Source organism: Vibrio sp. SNU_ST1 (assembly GCF_030563405.1).
Taxonomy (GTDB): Bacteria; Pseudomonadota; Gammaproteobacteria; order Enterobacterales; family Vibrionaceae; genus Vibrio.
Genome location: NZ_CP130748.1, coordinates 997,516 through 1,018,308, shown reverse-complemented (window position 1 = coordinate 1,018,308; position 20,793 = coordinate 997,516). Strand labels below are relative to the sequence as shown.

The following is a 20,793-nucleotide window of genomic DNA, read 5'->3' as shown; positions in this document are numbered from 1 at the left end:
TACCGCTGCACACTCACACCATCAAAATCTATGTCTATACTTACTGCAGCTTTGGTAATCAATCGATTACCTGATGTTTTTTTCACCAAGTGTCTAAATCCCTAGTGATCCTTGGTTGTTATTAGGTGAGCAAAACAGGATAATATCGGGATCGGAATCTCAAGAATTAATCCATTATGACCGAATACCTTTTGTTGTTGGTTGGCACAGTGCTAGTCAATAACTTTGTGCTAGTGAAGTTTTTAGGGCTATGTCCATTTATGGGCGTCTCCAAGAAGTTGGAGACTGCGATTGGCATGGGCCTCGCGACGACTTTCGTTCTGACGTTAGCGTCGGTATCTGCATACCTAGTAGAAACCTACATCCTTACCCCTCTGGGTATTGAATACCTGCGTACCATGAGTTTCATCTTGGTTATTGCGGTGGTTGTTCAATTTACGGAAATGGTCGTTCACAAAACCAGCCCTACCCTTTATCGCCTATTGGGTATCTTTCTGCCTCTTATCACCACCAACTGTGCGGTGTTAGGTGTGGCACTTCTGAACATCAATGAAAACCACAACTTCATTCAGTCGATCATCTATGGTTTCGGCGCAGCGGTTGGTTTCTCTCTTGTATTGATCCTATTTGCTGCAATGCGTGAACGTATTGCGGTTGCTGATGTTCCAATGCCATTCAAAGGCGCATCGATTGCGATGATCACAGCAGGTCTAATGTCTCTGGCATTTATGGGCTTTACTGGGTTGGTGAAATAAGCATGAGTACCATCTTAATTGCAATCATTGCACTCGCCGCTTTAGCCGCTATTTTTGGCGCTATTTTGGGCTTTGCTTCTATCCGCTTTAAAGTGGAAGCTGATCCGATCGTTGATCAAATCGATACCATTTTACCGCAAACTCAATGTGGCCAGTGTGGCTACCCTGGTTGTCGCCCATACGCGGAGGCGATCGCGAATGGAGATAAGATCAACAAGTGTCCTCCAGGCGGCCAAGCAACCATTGAGAAACTCGCAGACTTAATGGGCGTAGAAGTTGAAGACTCCGCTCATGACCTAGATAACAAAGTAAAAACCGTTGCCTTCATTCATGAAGATATGTGTATCGGCTGTACCAAGTGTATTCAAGCCTGTCCTGTTGACGCCATTGTTGGTGGCACCAAGGCACTGCACACCGTGATCAAAGATGAATGTACAGGCTGTGATCTATGTGTTGCGCCTTGCCCAACCGACTGTATCGAAATGATTCCAGTGGCAACAACGACTGAAAATTGGAAATGGCAGATGAACATCATTCCTGTTACTGATATCACTAACCAAGCAACTGATGCGACCGCATCAGAGCCTAAGGCATAGGGTTAGTATGATCTCTTTAATTGAACAAATTCGCACGGGCTCTATTTGGAACTTCCCGGGCGGCGTGCACCCTGCTGAAAACAAAAAACAGTCCAATACCACTGACATCGTTCATGCAAGGCTTCCTGAGGAAATCGTTCTTCCTGTAAAACAGCACATCGGTAAGCCAGGTAACTTATTGGTTGCTGCTGGCGACACTGTGTTAAAAGGCCAACAGCTGACAGCCTTAGACACAGGTTTTACTTTACCAGTACACGCACCAACATCGGGTGTGGTTACCGCTATTGAACCAAGAACCACAGCTCACCCTTCGGGCTTGAGCGAAATGTGCGTGGTTATTAAACCTGATGGCCGAGACGCTTGGGTTGAAAAACACCCGGTTGAAGATTTTTCTACAAAGACATCCGACGAACTGCTTGATGTAATTCGTCAAGCTGGTATCTCAGGCATGGGTGGCGCAGGCTTCCCTACCGCCAAAAAGCTTCAGTCAGGCTTAGGTCGTACCGACATTTTGATCGTCAATGCGGCGGAATGTGAACCTTACATCACCTCAGATGACAAGTTGCTGCAAGAGCATGCCGAAGAAGTATTAAAAGGCATCGAAGTGGTTGAACACATCCTTCAACCAAAGCTGACCGTTATCGGCATTGAAGACAACAAACCAGGTGCGATAAAAGCACTTGAGATTGCGGCGAAAGACAAAGATATCGTCATTCGTGTGATCCCAACTAAGTATCCTTCTGGTGGTGAAAAACAACTTATCAAGATCCTCACCAACAAAGAGGTTCCAGCTGGCGGCATCCCTGCAGACATTGGTGTATTAGTTCAAAACGTTGGCTCTCTCTACTCAATTAAGAGAGCAGTAATCGACGGTGAACCCGTGGTTAACCGTGTGGTGACTTTAACCGGAAAAACCTTTAAGCAACCTCGTAACGTTTGGGCACTATTAGGTACACCAGTACACGAGTTACTAGAAGAGTTTGGCTACAAAGCGGATAAAAAACTGCCACGTTTGATTTTAGGTGGCCCGATGATGGGCTTTACCTTGCCGCATGCCAATGTGCCAATCACTAAAACGTCAAACTGTATTTTAGCGCCAACGCGTCGAGAGATCTCACCAAGCACCTACGAGATGGAATGTATTCGTTGCAGCGCGTGTGCTGAAGCTTGCCCTGCGTCTCTACTTCCTCAACAACTGCAATGGCATGCCAAAGCCAACGAGTTGGATAAGTGTGAAGAGCTGAATATTAAAGACTGTATTGAATGTGGTGCTTGTGCGTTTGTCTGCCCAAGTGAGATCCCTCTTGTTCAGTACTATCGCCAAGCGAAAGCCGAAATCAAAACAAGAAAAGACGAAGCGACAGCTGCAGAGCGCGCCAAGATTCGTTTCGAAGAGAAAAACGCTCGTATGGAGCGTGACAAAGCAGAACGTGAAAACCGCTTTAAGAAAGCAGCTGACAACCGTCGTAAAGATATGAAGTCTGCGGATGGTGATGATGCGATTGCAGCTGCGATTGCTCGCGTTAAAGCGCAAAAAGCCGCGGCAGACCAAGCTCCTAATGCGGAACCAACGGTGAAACCTGCGGTTGCTGCTGCGATTGCCAAGGCAAAAGCAAAACAAGCTGCGGCTCAGAAATCGGATAGCGCTGAACCAGACAATTCTGAAATGTCGAAACTGCGTGAAGAACGTAAACGACAAGCTCGAGAGCGCAAGGCACAACAAGCAGCAGCTGATACTCCTGCAGAAAGCTCAGGTGATACTAAGAAAGACGCAGTTGCTGCGGCAATCGCTCGTGCTAAAGCGAAGAAAGCTCAACAAGCAGAATCAGCTTCTGATGCTCCGACTGAAAGTACTGGCGATGCTAAGAAAGATGCGGTCGCTGCGGCCATTGCTCGCGCTAAAGCGAAGAAAGCTCAGCAAGCGGAATCGGCTTCTGACGCTCCAGTTGCAAGTACTGGCGACGCTAAGAAAGATGCTGTTGCTGCGGCAATCGCTCGAGCTAAAGCCAAGAAAGCACAGCAAATAGAATCAGCTTCTGAAGCTCCGGTTGAAAAATCAGGTGACACTAAGAAAGATGCCGTCGCCGCAGCTATTGCTCGTGCTAAAGCGAAGAAAGCTCAGCAGGCGGAATCAGTGCCTGACGCTCCAGTTGCAAGTACTGGCGACGCTAAGAAAGATGCTGTTGCTTCAGCTATCGCTCGCGCTAAAGCCAAGAAGGCTCAAGAAGCAGAATCTTCTACTCAAACAGAAAGCGAAGCTCCAGATGAAGGCTCTGGTGATGCCAAAAAAGATGCAGTCGCTGCGGCTATTGCTCGCGCTAAAGCGAAGAAAGCACAGCAAGCTAAGCAGGTCGAAGCGGAAGAAATCGCTCCTGAAATTGAAGTGGTAGCTGAAATTCAATCAGAACCCGTCGATCCTAAAAAAGCAGCCGTTGCCGCGGCAATCGCTCGTGCTAAAGCCAAAAAGGCTCAAGAAGCAGAATCTTCTACTCAAACAGAAAGCGAAGCTCCAGATGAAAGCTCTGGTGATGCCAAAAAAGATGCAGTCGCTGCGGCTATTGCTCGCGCTAAAGCGAAGAAAGCACAGCAAGCTAAGCAGGTCGAAGCGGAAGAAATCGCTCCTGAAATTGAAGTGGTAGCTGAAATTCAATCAGAACCCGTCGATCCTAAAAAAGCAGCCGTTGCCGCGGCTATCGCTCGTGCTAAAGCAAGAAAAGCACAACAAGCGAAACAGGAAGAGTCGGCAGAAGCGCCTGAATCTGTTGTTGAACCTGTAGTTAAAGTAAAGGCTGAAACTCAACAAGAACCAGTCGATCCTAAAAAAGCAGCAGTTGCTGCCGCAATTGCTCGTGCTAAAGCAAGAAAGACGCAGCAAGAGCAAGACAAAAAGAATAATGAGGAGAAAGAGTAGTGGCCTTCTTTATCGCCAGCTCACCGCACGCGCACAGTCGTAGAAGCACCCCTGATCTCATGAAATGGGTCGCTATTTGTGCATTGCCAGGTCTACTAGCTCAAACCTACTTCTTCGGATGGGGTACGCTCATCCAGTTAGTATTTGCTATTGCACTTGCAGTTACCTTTGAAGCAGCCGTTATGTTGCTAAGAAAACGTCCGCCTGTTATGGCGCTTCGTGATTACAGCGCTGTTGTGACCGCTTGGCTGTTAAGTGTCGCGATTCCTCCGCACTCACCATGGTGGATTCTCGTCATAGGTATGTTCTTCGCTATTGTCATTGCAAAGCATCTATACGGTGGCCTTGGGCAAAACCCATTTAATCCTGCAATGGTGGCTTACGTTGTTTTGCTGATCTCATTCCCAGTTCAGATGACTAGCTGGAATGCTCCTACTAACTTAACGGCTGAAGCAACGAGCTTTGTTGACTCCCTCTTGATGGTCTTTACTGGTTTCAATAATGAAGGCTTGTCTCTACAACAAGCTCGTCTTGGTATTGATGGTACCACTATGGCGACGCCACTCGATGCCTTCAAAACCGCACTAACGGCAGGCAACACAGCTTCTGAAGCTCTGTCTCAACCTCAATTTAGCTGGTTAGCTGGCGTGGGTTGGGAATGGGTAAACCTTGCTTACCTTGTTGGCGGCTTGGTGCTTATCAAACAACGCGTGATTCAATGGCATATCCCTGTAGCATTTCTGGGTAGCTTGACCCTATTTAGCCTAGTGTTCTTGATGTTCACTCCCGGTGAAACCGCATCACCGACCATTCATCTACTGTCTGGCGCAACCATGCTTGGTGCATTCTTCATTGCAACCGATCCGGTTTCGGCTTCGACGACAGTAAAGGGTCGCTTAGTATTTGGTGCTCTAATTGGCGCGTTGGTGTTTATTATCCGCAGTTGGGGTGGTTTCCCTGATGGCGTGGCGTTTGCTGTATTGTTAGCCAACATGTGTGTTCCACTGATTGACTACTACACCAAACCTCGTACATACGGTCACTAAGGAGCGGATGCCATGCTAAATGCAATTAAGAAAAACGGCCTTGTACTCGCGATCTTTGCGTGTGCTTCAACAGGTTTGGTCGCGGTAACGCACTACCTGACCAAAGATCAGATCAAACAGCAAGAACAGGCTCAACTACTGTCTGTTCTTAACCAAGTGATCCCGCACGATCTTCACGACAATGAACTCTTTTCAGCCTGTACTCTGGTTCAAGCCGAAGAGCTGGGTACTGAACAAGCGATGCCAGCTTACATTGCTAAACTCAATGGTGAGCCAAGCGCGATTGCGATCGAAGCGATTGCACCCGATGGCTACAACGGCGCGATTAAGGTCATTGTTGGGATGAAAATCGACGGTACCATTTTAGGTACTCGTGTTCTTTCCCACCAAGAAACGCCGGGATTGGGTGATAAGATTGATCTTCGTGTTAGTGATTGGATTCTCTCATTTGCCGGCAAGCAAGTGACGGATTCTAATCTTGACCGTTGGAAAGTTCGTAAAGACGGTGGTGACTTCGATCAGTTCACTGGCGCAACCATTACACCAAGAGCTGTCGTTAAGTCAGTGAAGCAAGCGGTACAGTACGTTAACCAAAACAACCAAGCATTGCTTGCTCAACCTCTAAATTGTGGTGGTGAATAATGAGTGACCATAAAACACTAATCAAAAATGGCATGTGGGCCAACAACCCAGCCCTAGTACAACTCCTTGGCTTATGTCCGCTGTTGGCTGTCTCTTCGACTGTGACTAACGCTCTTGGATTAGGTATCGCGACCTTGCTTGTATTAGTCGGTTCGAACGTGTCTGTTTCTCTGGTTCGAAACCATGTGCCAAAAGAAGTGCGTATTCCAGTATTCGTGATGATCATTGCTTCACTGGTAACCTGTGTTCAACTTCTGATGAACGCTTACGCGTATGGGCTTTACCTCTCTTTGGGTATCTTCATCCCATTGATCGTAACCAACTGTATCATCATTGGCCGAGCTGAAGCCTTCGCGTCTAAAAACGAAGTTTTGCCTGCTGCTCAAGATGGTTTTTGGATGGGTCTTGGCATGACGTCAGTATTGGTTGTATTGGGTGCGATGCGTGAGGTTATTGGTAACGGAACCCTATTTGATGGTGCAGACCTGCTCCTTGGTGATTGGGCTTCGATGTTACGAATCCAGATATTCCAATTTGATAACAGCTTCTTGTTAGCCCTGCTTCCACCAGGTGCCTTCATTGGTGTTGGTTTCTTGATTGCTTTGAAAAACATCATCGACAACCAAGCTAAAGCTAGACAGCCCAAACAAGAAAAACCAGCCATTGAACGCGCTCGCGTTACCAATGCCTGATAAGTTACAGTAGCTTAAACCCTGCTGAGTAGCTCAACCGCTCAGCAGGTAATCAGAATAACCAAGTACACATAATAATGACGCTCATAAGAGCGCGTAACCGATGATAAAGCCTGAACCATTGCGGAACTTGTTATTTTAAACGAGTAAGTTTGAAAGAACTTCGCCGGAACTCAAGCCCTAACTATTTGAAAGTAATGTCGCTATGAACAATGTAAAACGAGTAGAAATACTTGAGCGTTTGAGAGAAAACAATCCAAATCCAGAAACTGAGCTTAACTGGAACAGCCCTTTCGAGTTGCTGATCGCCGTGCTCTTATCTGCGCAGGCAACCGATGTCAGCGTAAACAAAGCCACTGATAAGCTTTACCCTGTGGCTAATACTCCACAGGCTATTTTCGACCTAGGTGTCGACGGCCTAAAAGAGTACATCAAGACCATTGGCCTATTTAACTCAAAAGCAGAAAACACCATTAAGACGTGTCGTATGCTGCTTGACCTACATAATGGTGAAGTACCGGAAGATCGCGCTGCATTAGAAGCCCTTCCAGGCGTTGGCCGCAAAACTGCAAATGTAGTGTTAAATACCGCATTCGGTTGGCCAACCATTGCCGTTGATACTCACATCTATCGCGTATCAAACCGCACTAAGCTAGCGATGGGTAAAACCGTCGACGATGTTGAAGCCAAGCTACTTAAAGTTATCCCAAAAGAATTCAAACTGGATGTCCACCATTGGCTCATTCTTCATGGACGTTACACCTGTATCGCGCGTAAACCGCGCTGTGGCAGCTGTATCATTGAAGACTTGTGTGAGTTCAAGGAAAAAACCGACGTCTAGGCTAGCTCTAAGCTAAGAAGCTAAGAAGCTAAGAAGCTAAGAAGCTAAGAAGCTAAACAATGCCGCATTTTTCTAGCGGCATAAAACAGAATTACAAAAACGTATACATAATTAAAGCTAGGAGCAAATCATGTCAAACGGTCGTATTTTACACACTATGCTACGCGTGGGTGATCTAGATAAATCTATCGAGTTCTACACAAAAGTAATGGGCATGCAGTTATTACGTAAGAACGAAAACAAAGAGTACGAATACACACTGGCTTTCGTTGGCTTTGGCGACGAATCTCAAGGCGCTGTGATTGAGCTAACGTACAACTGGGGCACGACTGAATATGACCTTGGTTCTGCTTTTGGCCACGTTGCTATCGGTGTCGATGATATCTACACAACATGTGACGCAATTAAAGCGGCTGGCGGTAACGTAACGCGAGAAGCGGGTCCGGTTAAAGGCGGTTCAACTCATATCGCATTCGTAAAAGACCCTGATGGCTACATGATTGAGCTGATTCAGAACAAACAAGCAAGTGCAGGTCTAGAGGGTTAACCCTTCGTAGCCTCTGCAATATTTGGCTATGGAATAAACACTATAAGCGAGCATAAAGCTCGCTTTTTTTGTAGCTCTATTAATAATCGATATTCTTTACTAATTATTACAACATTCTCACTGATGAAACTTTACATGATAATAATTATCATTTAAATTAAGTCCCCTATTGATTAGTGAGGTAACACAATGATTAGCGAATGGGAAAAACACACGTTACTTGCCGATACGGCATTGCAGCTCGACGATCCTGTACAAAGTATTCTTCACTATCAGCAAGCATTGAGTTTAAGCGAAAAAATTACTGAACGTACCGATATCCAAGCGGACGAGCGCTTACTTATCTCTGTGATTTCTTGCCACAACCTCGCTCAGTTTTGGCGATGGGCTGGCGATACTGAATATGAACTCAAATATCTCCAATTGGCTTCAGAAAAAGTGCTGACACTGATCCCGCAATGTCCCAATACGCAATGTTCAAGCTTCATTGACTCAATTGGTTGCTGTAAAAAAGCCCTTATCGATTTCATGAAACGCCATCCCAACCCTAAAATTGCTTCTATGGTGGAAAAGATCGATACAGCGACCAACTGTGAAATGATCGCCCGCTTCCGCTTGAACTAAACGAGTTACGCAAATACAACAGCTCCGAATTTCAAATACAAAAAGCCCGTCTTCAAGACGGGCTTTTTTGATTTCAAAACAAGTAATTATTCAGCTTAAACCTGTGTGCGACCTAAAGAGATAACAACACGTCGGTTTTTGTCTTTACCAATTGGCGAGTTGTTATCAGCAATTGGACGACGCTTACCATAACCTTGTACTTGAATACGGTCTTCTGGCAAGCCTAGAGATTTAAAGTACTCTCTTAATGATTCCGCTCTGCGCTCTGAGAGATTCTGGCTAATACCTTTGCTATCGACGGAGTCGGTGTACGTGGCCACCAGCACCAGATCAATGTCTTGGTTATAGCGAACATAGTCAGCTATCTGACTTAACCTTTTACGTGATGATTTGTTCAACTGATCGCTGTTACGATCGTAATGCAAAATCGTGAAAGAGATATCTTCGAAGCTGTAAGGCAATAAGTTGGCGATACAGTCACTGAACACATTGTACTTCTCTTGGAATAATACCGATGATAGTGCAACTTCGATTCGCTGATCTCGACTCTGCCACTCTCGATAGCTGAATGTCGGGTAACGCCCTTTCTCCAACTCACTCAAAATACCCCAAGCGGTTTGACCACCAACATAGCCATCAAATTGTTGGAAGAACTTAATGGTCGTCATGCGATCAGCACTTTCGCCCGGACGCCAAGCTGGCGGCATAGAGATCAAGCTTACATTGCGTGTCGCACCCATTGGGCGACGCATTTTAAGCTCAAAATCCAAAATGATTTTTTTACTCGCGCGAGATGAAAACTCAGCATCACCAAAGTTGGGGATAGGGTGAACCAAGCGACATTCTAGTGGCGTGTTAGCCACCATCTCCCACGTCGACTGTAGAGGAGATGCTCCGTAACGCTTTTCTTGTGCCAATACCGATGACGACATAAGTAGCGAAAATAGCATGGAACCTGTTATGAGTTGTTTCTTCATAAAGTGGAGTATCTCTTAAGCAATTCGTTTAACAATGCAGCCAATTGCCGCATTTTTCCGTCACGTTTGAATATGCAATTATCAAGCCGAAATAGGTCAGCTAATTTATGATTTATTGCCCTTCCCTAGTTTTTATCACTGCTATTATCTGCAATAATGCTGCCTTAATCACACATATTTGGGCTAACATGACTGTAGAAAACGAAGCTCTGACCCTTAAAAAACGCTTTCGTGGCTATTTCCCAGTGGTCATCGACGTGGAAACCGCAGGGTTTAACGCTGAAACCGATGCATTATTAGAAATCTGTGCCATTACACTAAGAATGGATGAGAACGGAGATCTGCACCCTGCATCAACGCTTCATTTTCACATTGAGCCTTTTGAAGGCGCAAATATAGAGCAGGCAGCATTAGACTTTAACGGAATTAAAGACCCATTTAGCCCATTACGTGGTGCTGTGTCGGAACAAGAAGCCCTTAAAGAAATCTACAAGCTTGTGAGAAAGGAACAAAAAGCTTCAGATTGCAGTCGCGCAATCATGGTCGCTCACAATGCTACGTTCGATTTAAACTTCGTTAATGCAGCAAGTGAGCGTTGTAAGCTTAAACGCGTCCCTTTTCATCCATTTGCAACTTTTGACACTGCAGCCCTTAGTGGTCTTGCCTACGGTCAAACCGTTTTGGCTAAAGCTTGCCGCACTGCGGGGATGGAATTTGACAACAAAGAAGCACACTCTGCTTTGTATGATACGCAAAAAACCACAGAGTTATTTTGCGGCATAGTAAACAAATGGAAAGCCCTAGGTGGTTGGCCTCTTGCTGACGAAGAATAAAAAATAGAGTCGGTAAACGTTCACTCGTATTGCCTTCATAAAAAACACAACATCCCGAGAATAATATGAATCCTGTTGTAATTTCAGTTTGCATCATGCTTATTTTAGCTTTGATGCGCGTAAACGTTGTCGTGGCTCTCACGTTCAGCGCAATTATCGGTGGCGTAGCCTCTGGTATGAGTGTGAACGATGCTGTAGCAGCTTTCGAAAGTGGATTAGGTGGCGGTGCAACTATCGCACTTAGCTACGCAATGCTTGGCACCTTTGCTGTTGCTATCTCTCGTTCTGGTATCACAGATCTACTTGCTCAAAGCGTCATTAAGCGCATTCACGGCAAAGAGAACAGTGCGGCATCTAATGGTCTAAAATACGGCATCCTTGCGTCTTTGATCTTAGTGACCATGTCTTCGCAAAACGTGATTCCTGTGCATATCGCCTTCATCCCAATTTTAATCCCACCTCTATTAGGCGTATTCGCAAAAATGAACCTAGACCGTCGTCTGGTTGCGTGTGTACTTACTTTTGGTCTAATTACTCCTTATATGGTTCTACCTATCGGTTTTGGTGGCATCTTCCTAAACAACATCCTGCTTAAGAACCTTCACGACAACGGTCTTGAAAACGTAGTAGCAAGCCAAGTACCAATGGCAATGTTATTACCGGCTGCAGGCATGATCTTTGGCCTGCTTACGGCAGTATTCTTTACTTACCGTAAGCCACGTCAATACAAAGAAACGTCTCATACTGTTGTTTCAACCGAAGTGAAAGAGATCAACAAGAAGCACATCCTAGTGGCTGCTGCGGGTATTGTTGCTGCACTAACGGTTCAACTATCGACAGGTTCTATGATCATCGGTGCTTTGGCTGGTTTCATGGTATTCACCTTCGGTGGTGTAATCGCTTGGAAAGAGACACACGATGTCTTCACTAAGGGCGTTCACATGATGGCAATGATCGGTTTCATCATGATTGCAGCGGCAGGTTTTGCAGCGGTAATGAAGCAAACGGGTGGCGTTGAGTCTCTAGTTGAAGCGCTTTCAACAAGCATCGGCGACAACAAGCCTCTAGCAGCACTGCTTATGCTCATCGTTGGTCTATTGGTAACAATGGGTATCGGCTCTTCGTTCTCTACGATTCCAATCCTTGCGACTATCTACGTTCCTCTAGCGGCAGCATTTGGTTTCTCACCAATGGCGACAATCGCACTAGTGGGTACAGCGGCAGCGCTAGGTGATGCGGGTTCTCCGGCTTCTGACTCAACCTTAGGTCCAACATCGGGTCTTAATGCTGATGGTCAACACGAGCACGTATGGGAAACCGTAGTACCGACGTTCCTACACTACAACATCCCACTGATCGTATTCGGTTGGATTGCAGCTATGGTTCTGTAGTTAAAGAGTCCTACGCTAACTTTTATAAAGACCGCCTAGTGCGGTCTTAGTCTCTTTCCCCTCTTAATTCCTTTCCTTTTCGACAAGCTCACCTTCTGAACCAATATCACTCTCTATACATTATTCCGTACGTATTGGTATGCAACTTATGGCTATTCATTGAATTCACTCCTACACTTAAGTGTTTAATAAATAAGCCGCTAATTCATAGACGACAAAGTGGCAAGGCTCAATACGTCAGAAGGCTACTATATGGATATACTCGCCCGATCGCGCTACCTCATCGTTGATGACAGCAGCGTCATTCAAAGTGCTACCCGTGCACTACTTATCAAGTTAGGCGTGCCTAACAACAATGTGATTAGCGCATCCAATGCACAAAACGCGATTGAGGCTTGTCGTGCACATCGATTCGACATCTTATTAATTGACCACGATTTAGGCTCAGGAAGCAATGGCTTGCAGTTGCTTGAGTTCTTGCAGCAAAAAGAATTAATCAGGCCACAAACGATCGTCTTTATCGTCACTGGCAATGACAGCCAAGATACCTTCTTTGGCTATGCTAACTTAGAACCCGATGGTTACTTGATTAAGCCAATACGTGCAGATGACATCATAAAAAGAGTCACATCCGCACTCTCTCGGCAGCAATACTTTTCGACATTAGAGCAGGCCTTTTTAAAGAATGGCCTCAATGCGGTAAAGCCACTCTTTGGCAAAGCCCCTGACCTGTCGACACTGAAAGATGCCATTATTTATATGGCGAATATTCTGATAAAAAACCAACAACTCGATGACGCACAAGCCATGTTGAATGGGCTTTTGCAGCTCCATGATTACCTGCCCGCTAAAGTTAAGCTCATTGAAATACATATCCTCAAGCAGCACTATCACGACGCACTCCGTCAAATCGATGGCCTAATAGAAAGCAACCCTCGCAATATCAAGCTTCAGCAACTTAAGGTCAAGATCTGTCTCAATACAAGTGATTTCGAATCCGCGAGCGAACTGATTGACCAAGTACTCACCGTGAACAGCAGTAATATTGAGTTAACCAACACCATGGTCTGGCTGCAGTTGCTAGATAAAAATGTCACACAAGCGACCCAACATCTCAAATATCTCGCACAACTCATTCCTCACTCAATTTGGGATTCTACAGGTAAGCGAGCACTCATCTTATGGGCGGATAGTTTGGCGCTCACCCACGAAGAACTAACACTTTGGAAACCTGAAGCGACTTGGCAGAGGCTTTCTCACTCTGAAAAGTCTTACGCATTGAGCAAGCCGCTTCTAAAGCTTTGTCGTACCTTACAACTGATTCAACTCGATCAACATGATGTTGCGACAGAGTGCATTGAGAGTATTTCGATAAACGAGTTTTCAGGCAATGATGTCGACGCGTTCTTCTTGTTGGCACTGTGTTATCAAGCCTTAGGATTACAAGACAAAGTCGTTCAAATAAAGCGCCAAATTGACGTTCATTTAAATGCGGATCACACGAACCTTGCTCTACTTCAACGTATGGCATTGCAGCAAGCTGGTAATTTTTCACTCCCCACACTAACTAAAGCCCCTTTGGCTGCCGTTAGTTAAGCATGGCGATACTCTAAATCAGTAAGCAAACGACAGGATGTCTTTATGCAAAACAGCGCTTCAAAAACGAAAACATGGTGTGTAGCCTTTTTATTGAGTTGTCTTTCACTGTTAATGTGGCCACTGCTCACCTTTGCCGAAAACACCCCACCAGGGAACACATCACCCACTAGCTCCTTAGCAAGCAACACAGAGAACTCATCAAATGATCAAGTCATATTGCGGGTTGGTCTGCCTTCGTACGACATGGTTCCCTACAGCTATCAACATAAGACTCCCTCAGGCAACACTGTTTCTGAAGGGCTACTCATCAGTATGTTGGATCAGGTAGCGGTAAATGCAGGTTTCCAATATCAGATTAAGTTGTATTCAACATTTAGTGATGTACTGAGTGCATTCGAAAGAGGTGAATTAGATCTGCTAGTCGGCGTCTCTTCGACCAAGGAGCGCCATAATTACATGACTTTTAGTGAGCCGATGTTTTCCATAAGACGAGCGGTGATTACCCAAAATAGAAAAATAAACGATTTAGGTGCGTTGGCAACCGCCAACCTAGCATTGGAGAAAGGGTTTGCGCTCAATGATCTTCTTCCTAGCCTGCTTCCTGATAGTCAAATTACAACATTAGACAGTACGCAAGCGGCTTTCACGGCAATTCAGGAGGATAGCGTGGATGCGTACATTGGCGATGCGCTTGCACTTTCTGCGTTATTACGAGAACAGCCTCGAGACTCACTAACATTATCTGTGCTTCCTGACCTTCCCGCAGATCACTTGCATTTCGCCGTCAAAAAAGGAAAGCACAGATTGCTTAGCCGAATCAATTTCGCTTTACAGGACATTAAGGAAGAATCACTACAATCTATTTATAATCAATGGCTTGCTCCATCGCAACATTCGATGCTGCTGAACTATGGAACATTGAATTTAACCCAAGATGAAAAGAACTGGCTCGACAGCAACCCTTCCATCCCCGTAGGCACACACTCCAATTGGTACCCTTACGACTTTACCAATGAGCAACAGCAACACTCAGGCTTATCTGCTGACATCTTAAACCTAATAAGTAATGTGCTTGGCGTGTCATTCGAAAGTACCACTTACCTAACACCAGAAGCGGCCGAGGTCGCGTTCAATAATGGTGAGACAATGGTGCTAACCAACATCACACCAACCACAGATAAAGCCCGATACATGGACTTCACTCAAGCTTACAGTTTTGAACCCTGGGTGTTATTGAGTCGCTCTGATCGCTTCGGCAACTTTGCGCCAAGTGGCACCGAAGCTGTTGGTGTGATTGAAAATTCTGGAGGTTCAACGGTTCTACCTTCTCTCTGCCTGACTTGCCTAGCCGTCCCTTACATCAATCACGTCAGCGCTTTCCAAGCATTACAGAAAGACGACATCAGTTTCGCGCTTGCTTCACTTCATCATGCTGCACCTTTATTGCATCAAGACTATGTAGGGCAATTCAAAATCACTGGCACCATTAATGAGCAAAACAGCGCGCCACTAGCTCTCGCAGTGAACTTCCGCCATCCCATGCTGTTGAGTATTCTCAACAAAACCATTGGAGCACTGCCTGCCAATGAATTAGAACGCTTGGAAAACAAATGGTTAACCTATGAATACCAAGAAGGCTTATCACCACGCGAAGTCGCTAAATGGTCGGTGATCATCGGGCTTGGGATCTTTGTGGTCATTTTCGTGATCGTATTTTGGAACCGAAAAATGGCGGCTGAAATCGAGCAGCGAAAGATCGCCGAGCAGAGAGCAAAAGCAGCAGAAGCCCACTTGCAAACGCTGGCCGACAACATTGATGGGGTCGTGCTTAAACATATTCAAACGCACCCTCGACAGCCTTTAGATATCCGTTTTAGCTTTGTCAGTGCAGGTGTAAGCGATATGTTCGGCTTATCCGTGGATAGCGTAAAAGAGCACCCTCAACGTCTGTTTGATCTGATCGCAGAGGATGACTTGCCCCTGTTTGAAACCAGTATGCTCGAAGCTATTGAAACCGGGCATTGGGAAAATGAACAGCGAATGCAGTTAGAATCAGGTCAAACTAAATGGGTGAAATTTAATAGCCAAGTATCGAACAGCAAAACCATTGAGTGGAATACGGTGATAACAGACATCACCCTACTAAAAAAACAACAGCAAGCTTTAGACAACGCACGCCAAAAAGCAGAAAGTGCAACGGCTGCAAAGTCACAATTCTTAGCGACCATTAGCCACGAGGTTCGCACCCCGATTAGTGGGATCTTAGGGCTGTTGGAATTAATGCAGGAACATCAGCTGAGTGAAGAGTTACTGAACTTACACGGTGGATTGAATCAGTCGGCTCGGAACTTACTGCACATCGTTAATGACGTACTCGATTACTCCAAGATTGAAGCCGGAAAATTGGATCTTAACCCGACCGAAATTGAGCTTGGCAAAGTACTCGCCCGTATCGTGCAACCGCAATCCATTCATGCACAGCAAAAAGGCTTAGCCTTCCACTATTGGCAAGACCCAAACCTCGCTCAGTGGCTGTTTGCAGACGATATACGACTCCATCAGATTCTAAACAATTTCCTTAATAATGCGATTAAGTTCACCGAACATGGCACTATTTCATTGCATATTGATGTGATTGAACAGAACGAACATCAGCAGAAAGTTAGCCTCACGGTTTCCGATACGGGCATCGGCATCCCGAAAGACAGACAACAAAGCTTATTCCAACCTTTTGAACAAGTCGACAAAACCACTAGCCGCCGTTTTGGTGGCACAGGGCTTGGACTGTCTATCGCTTTGAAATTGATAGAACAGATGGATGGCAACATAGAACTGTCGAGTGAAGAAGGAAAAGGCAGCCACTTTACGGTTACCGTTACCCTCCCAACTTGTACCCCTGAACATGCACTAAGCAACGCTTTGGCTCTACGACAAACGCTGATTTTCCCTTCTGAGTGTGAGAACCCTGTTGAGCTAGATGTCGGTAATCACTCAAACGAGGTATACGTTGTTGGCTACGTTCTGCAACAAGAAGAGCTGTGTCGATATCTGAAACACTTCGATCTTGAACCAAAAGTTTTGCACATTAATCAAAAGCACCTACTCAAAGAGATGGTCGTCAAACATCAGCCCAAACACATCTTTGTCGCGATGTCGGTTTGGCAACAACTGGCGATTAGCGATGCTTGGATTCAGCAGCATACGGGTTCAACACGCTTCACCGTAATCAACCAAAACCCAATGCTCTCACCAGAGCCTTTAGGTAACTCTTGGTGCTTGTCGGTAAATCCGCTGCTGCCCGATAACCTTGTTCATGTTTTAACGAAACCCGTCAGTCACAACAATCTACTCTCATCATTAGACAACGAAACCAAAGCGCCTATCGCCATCGAGACTCGCGAACAAGCCGAGCGTAATGGCCGACTGATTCTTGTTGCGGAAGACCACCCGATCAATCAGCAAGTCATCGCCAAGCAGCTTGAGAGTATTGGTGTCCACGCTGATATTTTCGATAACGGAGTGCTAGCGCTGAATGCTTTAAAAAATAAACGTTATGGTTTGCTTCTCACCGATTGCCATATGCCGGAGATGGACGGTTACACGCTTGCCTCAAGCATTCGTCAGATAGAACAACGCAATGAAGAACTAAATCAAGAAACTCAAAAGTTACCTATCGTCGCGTTGACGGCGAATGCGGTTCAGGGTGAAGATGCCAACTGTTATGCACACGGCATGGATGATTTCCTAGTTAAACCTGTTTCCATTAAGCAAATGAAGCTGACCATTGAAAAATGGCTACCCGCAATCCACGATTTAGATCCGACGCTTGAAACCGATATTTCTGATGCAGAAAAGCCAGACTCGCAAAATCAGGACACAAGCTCTTCGTCAAACGCTTTACCTGCAGCTCAAGAAACCAATGAGTTTTCGATGCTGTTCCAAGGCATTGAACAGAGCTTTGCGGAATCGGCAGAAAATAACAATTCAAAGACAATCGAAGATATTAACACCGCTGTCCCTCAAAATTCACTCAAAGAGACCAATAATCCCATCATCGACTACGCCGCGCTCTACGATCTATTTGAAGATCATGATGTGGTGATGACCTTACTCGACGAGTTTGCCGCAAGTTTTATTGCAGATAATGAACAGATAAAAGCGCAGTGGGCTAATAAGGAATATAAGGGACTAAAAACCACATCACACCGACTCAAAGGTGCCGCTAAAATGGTGGCATGTGACGCGATTGCTTCTCCGCTCGCAATCATTGAAGCACAAGCAAACGGCCTGGTAACCGAAGCCACAGACTTAGATCAAGTCGAATCAACAATTGAAGCATCAATCTCGGAAGCAACTAACACATTCGAACGGTTTACAGAGGAGATAAACCAACTACGTCAGACAAAAAAAAAGGCTTACTCTTATGAGTAAGCCTTAGAGGTTATTGCGTCAATACAGACAGCTCTCGCTGGATTATGCAGCGGGAGCGTTATTCACTAGAATTTCGCGAATAGACTTAAGTGTCGCTTCAGTTGAATGGTAATCCAATTCAACTTCACTAAAGATACCGTTTACCTCAAGCATTAAGGTTGGGTAAGAATGCACACCCATCGCTTCTTTAAAACCTAACTGGTCATCTAACTCGCTTTCCAATAGCTTACTAGAAAGGTCATTTTCAAACTGTTGTACATTCATCCCTAGCTCTTGGGCTAACTGCAAATGCGTTTCTTGGCTATGAGGCAGCATCGCACGAAGGTAATAAGCGTGTTGGATCGCTTCAAGCATTGCTTCGTAGTGATCTTGAAAACCAGCAGCGATCACTGCACGACACGCAGGGTAAGTGCTGCGAACTGGTTGGCATTCAGTCCAAAACTCATGATTAAATTCCGTACCCAGCTTAGCTTCAATCTGCTTCCAAATCGCTTGAAGCTTGCCTTTCATCTCTTCTGACATCGGCTCTTCAGAATCCGGAGCCAAACCACCGACTACGTAGCTAAACTCAATGCTCGCTGGCAATTGTTGTTTTAATAACTCAAGCGTTGGCTTGTAGCCCCAACACCAGCTGCACATTGGATCATGCACATAATGAAGTTTTACGTTCATTGTTCATTCCTTATCCAGTCTTTGTTGAACCATTCAAACTAAAAAGGAGCCTAATTAAGGCCCCTTCCATTCAATATTTAAGCACCAAGGCCTAAAGCTTACTCAGCGTCGTCGCCAGCTACTTTAGCAGCGGCTTCTTTAACGATTGGCTGAAGCTCACCCTTTTGGAACATCTCAAGAATGATATCACAACCACCGATTAGCTCACCTTCAACCCAAAGTTGTGGGAACGTTGGCCATTGTGCGTAAGCTGGAAGCTCTGCACGGATATCAGGGTTTTGTAGGATATCTACGTAAGCAAATTTTTCACCACATGCCATTAGCGCTTGAGACGCTTGAGAAGAGAAACCACAGCTAGGTAGCTTAGGAGAACCTTTCATGTACAGTAGAATAGTGTTTTCTTCAATTTGCTGTTTGATTTTATCGATAGTTTCCATTGCTTCCTCGTTAATGGATTACGGCTTTCATTGCCTTTATTCTACCCCAAACCAAAAGAATAAAAACCATATAAAAAAAGAGGTTAACCAGTTAAGCTAACAATTCACACAAAAGTGATGAATTAAGCTTTTAATAAAGTAAAAACTTGCTAAACTATATCGCAAGTCAGCAAATTGACCGTGGTTGGCAATATAGCGAGCCATGAATAATAATATCACTGGAAGCAATCGAAAGAGTTAACTCTTTCATATCAATGGAGAATTGAGCAATGGCATTTGAACTACCGGCTCTTCCTTACGCGAAAGACGCGCTAGAACCACACATCTCAGCAGAAACGCTAGATTTCCACCACGGTAAGCACCACAACACTTACGTTGTTAAGCTAAACGGTCTTATCCCAGGTACTGAGTTTGAAGGCAAAACACTAGAAGAAATCGTTAAGACTTCTACTGGTGGTGTTTTCAATAACGCTGCTCAAATCTGGAACCACACGTTCTACTGGCACTGTCTTGCTCCTAAAGCAGGCGGCGAACCAACAGGCGCTGTTGCAGAAGCGATCAACGCTGCATTCGGTTCTTTCGAAGAATTCAAAGCGAAATTCACTGATTCAGCAATCAACAACTTCGGTTCTTCTTGGACTTGGTTAGTTAAGAAAGCTGACGGTTCTCTAGACATCGTTAACACCTCTAACGCTGCGACTCCTCTAACAGAAGAAGGTGTTACTCCACTTCTAACTGTTGACCTATGGGAACACGCTTACTACATCGATTTCCGCAATGTTCGTCCTGACTACATGGCAGCATTCTGGAACCTAGTAAACTGGTCTTTCGTAGAAGAGAACCTAGCTAAGTAATTATTACTTACGCTGCGCTATTTATAGCGAGTTATCTATTGAAAGCTCATGCCTCGGCGTGAGCTTTTTTGTATCTGTCGTATTCTAATCAATGAGAACATTGCGAAACGAACTAGCAGATCGAGCCGACTTTTCAACCTATTCTTACCTTTCTCAATCGCCCTACATAAATTCGTTATTTGGCTGTAATTAAACTCTAAAGTTTGCCAACGCCATGCCGTTAAAGGTGTATCCAATGAGAGGCAGCATGCAAATACATACTTTAGACAAAGCAGGAATCATCAACGAACTGAAGTTCGGCATCGGGATCAGCCAAGCGGTTGAGCAAGGTCGCCGTGCAGATTTTGCGTTGCTGTTATCTATGTTTTCTAATGATGTTCGCGACTGTACTCCCATCGACACTATTGACGTCACTGAAACGACTGAAGCTCGCCTACGTAAGCAATTTGGCGTAGCAGAACCACAACAACTGCGTTCAAACCAATCGTCGTATGAAATTTCAGCGCAACAATCGAATCACTTTCATCAAGCTAGCCTTGCCAGCGCCAAGCTAAGCCACTACTTGAAGCCTGAAGCACTTGCTTTCATGCCTGAAGATACAGCCGACTTCCCCGAAGAGGTTTACCAAAACTTTTCTGGTCATGACAGGCGTAAACTGGCAAGTAAACAGTTACCTGATTTACCAAATGCGACACTCTACAACGAGCTGTCGACAGCTCAACGTCAGTATCAGATTCAGGCGCAAGTATAGCCGCTGCCTAGCATTCCTCTTTCTCGCTCAATATTCACGACTACTCTTTGTCCGATCTCGCTTTTTGAATGATTGATGTAGGCAATATGAACCATCACCTTTGGTCATCATCAAAACCTGAGATGTCGGTTAACACTTGAAGTTACTGCAAAATGTGACCTGCCACAAAGTTCATAAAAAGTTATCAATGGGTA

Annotated in this window: 18 protein-coding genes; 15 read left to right on the top strand and 3 right to left on the bottom strand. The window is 45.2% G+C overall.

What is annotated here, in order from left to right:
* Positions 1-176: 176 nt before the first annotated feature.
* From rsxA to Q5H80_RS04555, 9 genes are all read left to right on the top strand, one after another.
* Entirely contained in the window at positions 177-755 is a 579-nt protein-coding gene (gene rsxA / locus Q5H80_RS04595; RefSeq protein ID WP_004734039.1) for an electron transport complex subunit RsxA, read from the top strand.
* Positions 756-757: 2 nt separating this feature from the next.
* Positions 758-1,351 carry an electron transport complex subunit RsxB gene (gene rsxB, locus Q5H80_RS04590; RefSeq protein ID WP_009848647.1) on the top strand — a complete coding sequence of 198 codons (594 nt, stop codon included), beginning with the start codon at positions 758-760 and terminating at the stop codon, positions 1,349-1,351.
* A gap of 7 nt (positions 1,352-1,358) precedes the next feature.
* Complete coding sequence (gene rsxC, locus Q5H80_RS04585; RefSeq protein ID WP_304568983.1) at positions 1,359-4,262, top strand: electron transport complex subunit RsxC; 2,904 nt, start codon at positions 1,359-1,361, stop codon at positions 4,260-4,262.
* Positions 4,262-5,308: an electron transport complex subunit RsxD gene (rsxD, locus tag Q5H80_RS04580; protein WP_304568982.1), complete on the top strand. Its 1,047-nt coding sequence runs from the start codon at positions 4,262-4,264 to the stop codon at positions 5,306-5,308. The genes rsxC and rsxD overlap by 1 nt, the downstream gene beginning before the upstream one ends.
* Before the next feature lie 12 nt (positions 5,309-5,320).
* Entirely contained in the window at positions 5,321-5,950 is a 630-nt protein-coding gene (rsxG, locus tag Q5H80_RS04575; protein WP_017098008.1) for an electron transport complex subunit RsxG, read from the top strand.
* Positions 5,950-6,642 (top strand): electron transport complex subunit E, encoded by a 693-nt coding sequence (locus tag Q5H80_RS04570; RefSeq protein WP_304568981.1) that lies wholly within the window; start codon positions 5,950-5,952, stop codon positions 6,640-6,642. Before rsxG ends, Q5H80_RS04570 begins: the two co-directional genes overlap by 1 nt.
* Positions 6,643-6,847: 205 nt before the next feature.
* Positions 6,848-7,483: an endonuclease III gene (gene nth, locus Q5H80_RS04565; RefSeq protein ID WP_017099962.1), complete on the top strand. Its 636-nt coding sequence runs from the start codon at positions 6,848-6,850 to the stop codon at positions 7,481-7,483.
* Between the two features lie 130 nt (positions 7,484-7,613).
* Positions 7,614-8,030: a lactoylglutathione lyase gene (gloA, locus tag Q5H80_RS04560; RefSeq protein WP_019822356.1), complete on the top strand. Its 417-nt coding sequence runs from the start codon at positions 7,614-7,616 to the stop codon at positions 8,028-8,030.
* Positions 8,031-8,219: 189 nt separating this feature from the next.
* Positions 8,220-8,654 (top strand): DUF2753 domain-containing protein, encoded by a 435-nt coding sequence (locus tag Q5H80_RS04555; protein ID WP_012603530.1) that lies wholly within the window; start codon positions 8,220-8,222, stop codon positions 8,652-8,654.
* A 95-nt stretch (positions 8,655-8,749) separates the two neighbouring features.
* On the opposite strand, the gene Q5H80_RS04550 is transcribed toward Q5H80_RS04555, so the two are convergent.
* Positions 8,750-9,631 (bottom strand): OmpA family protein, encoded by an 882-nt coding sequence (locus tag Q5H80_RS04550; protein ID WP_304568980.1) that lies wholly within the window; start codon positions 9,629-9,631, stop codon positions 8,750-8,752.
* A gap of 188 nt (positions 9,632-9,819) precedes the next feature.
* Between Q5H80_RS04550 and rnt the strand changes: the two genes are divergently transcribed.
* From rnt to Q5H80_RS04530, 4 genes are all read left to right on the top strand, one after another.
* Positions 9,820-10,464 carry a ribonuclease T gene (gene rnt, locus Q5H80_RS04545; RefSeq protein WP_304569376.1) on the top strand — a complete coding sequence of 215 codons (645 nt, stop codon included), beginning with the start codon at positions 9,820-9,822 and terminating at the stop codon, positions 10,462-10,464.
* A gap of 65 nt (positions 10,465-10,529) precedes the next feature.
* The gene (locus Q5H80_RS04540) at positions 10,530-11,855 is read left to right on the top strand and encodes a Na+/H+ antiporter family protein (protein ID WP_304568979.1); all 1,326 of its coding nucleotides are present in this window, start codon (positions 10,530-10,532) and stop codon (positions 11,853-11,855) included.
* Between the two features lie 252 nt (positions 11,856-12,107).
* Positions 12,108-13,451 carry a response regulator gene (locus Q5H80_RS04535; protein ID WP_304568978.1) on the top strand — a complete coding sequence of 448 codons (1,344 nt, stop codon included), beginning with the start codon at positions 12,108-12,110 and terminating at the stop codon, positions 13,449-13,451.
* Between the two features lie 45 nt (positions 13,452-13,496).
* Entirely contained in the window at positions 13,497-17,885 is a 4,389-nt protein-coding gene (locus Q5H80_RS04530; RefSeq protein ID WP_304568977.1) for a transporter substrate-binding domain-containing protein, read from the top strand.
* 42 nt (positions 17,886-17,927) lie between these two features.
* Here the strand turns inward: Q5H80_RS04530 and Q5H80_RS04525 are convergent, their stop codons facing one another.
* Together Q5H80_RS04525 and Q5H80_RS04520 are read right to left on the bottom strand one after the other, a co-directional pair.
* Entirely contained in the window at positions 17,928-18,557 is a 630-nt protein-coding gene (locus tag Q5H80_RS04525; RefSeq protein WP_012603524.1) for a DsbA family protein, read from the bottom strand.
* A gap of 98 nt (positions 18,558-18,655) precedes the next feature.
* Complete coding sequence (locus Q5H80_RS04520) at positions 18,656-18,994, bottom strand: Grx4 family monothiol glutaredoxin (RefSeq protein WP_009848715.1); 339 nt, start codon at positions 18,992-18,994, stop codon at positions 18,656-18,658.
* A gap of 269 nt (positions 18,995-19,263) precedes the next feature.
* Here Q5H80_RS04520 and sodB point away from each other — a divergent pair, with 269 nt between their 5' ends.
* Positions 19,264-19,848: a superoxide dismutase [Fe] gene (sodB, locus tag Q5H80_RS04515; protein ID WP_004734050.1), complete on the top strand. Its 585-nt coding sequence runs from the start codon at positions 19,264-19,266 to the stop codon at positions 19,846-19,848.
* A gap of 247 nt (positions 19,849-20,095) precedes the next feature.
* Positions 20,096-20,599, top strand: coding sequence for a VC2046/SO_2500 family protein (locus Q5H80_RS04510; RefSeq protein ID WP_304568976.1), 504 nt, complete (start codon positions 20,096-20,098; stop codon positions 20,597-20,599).
* Positions 20,600-20,793: the final 194 nt, after the last annotated feature.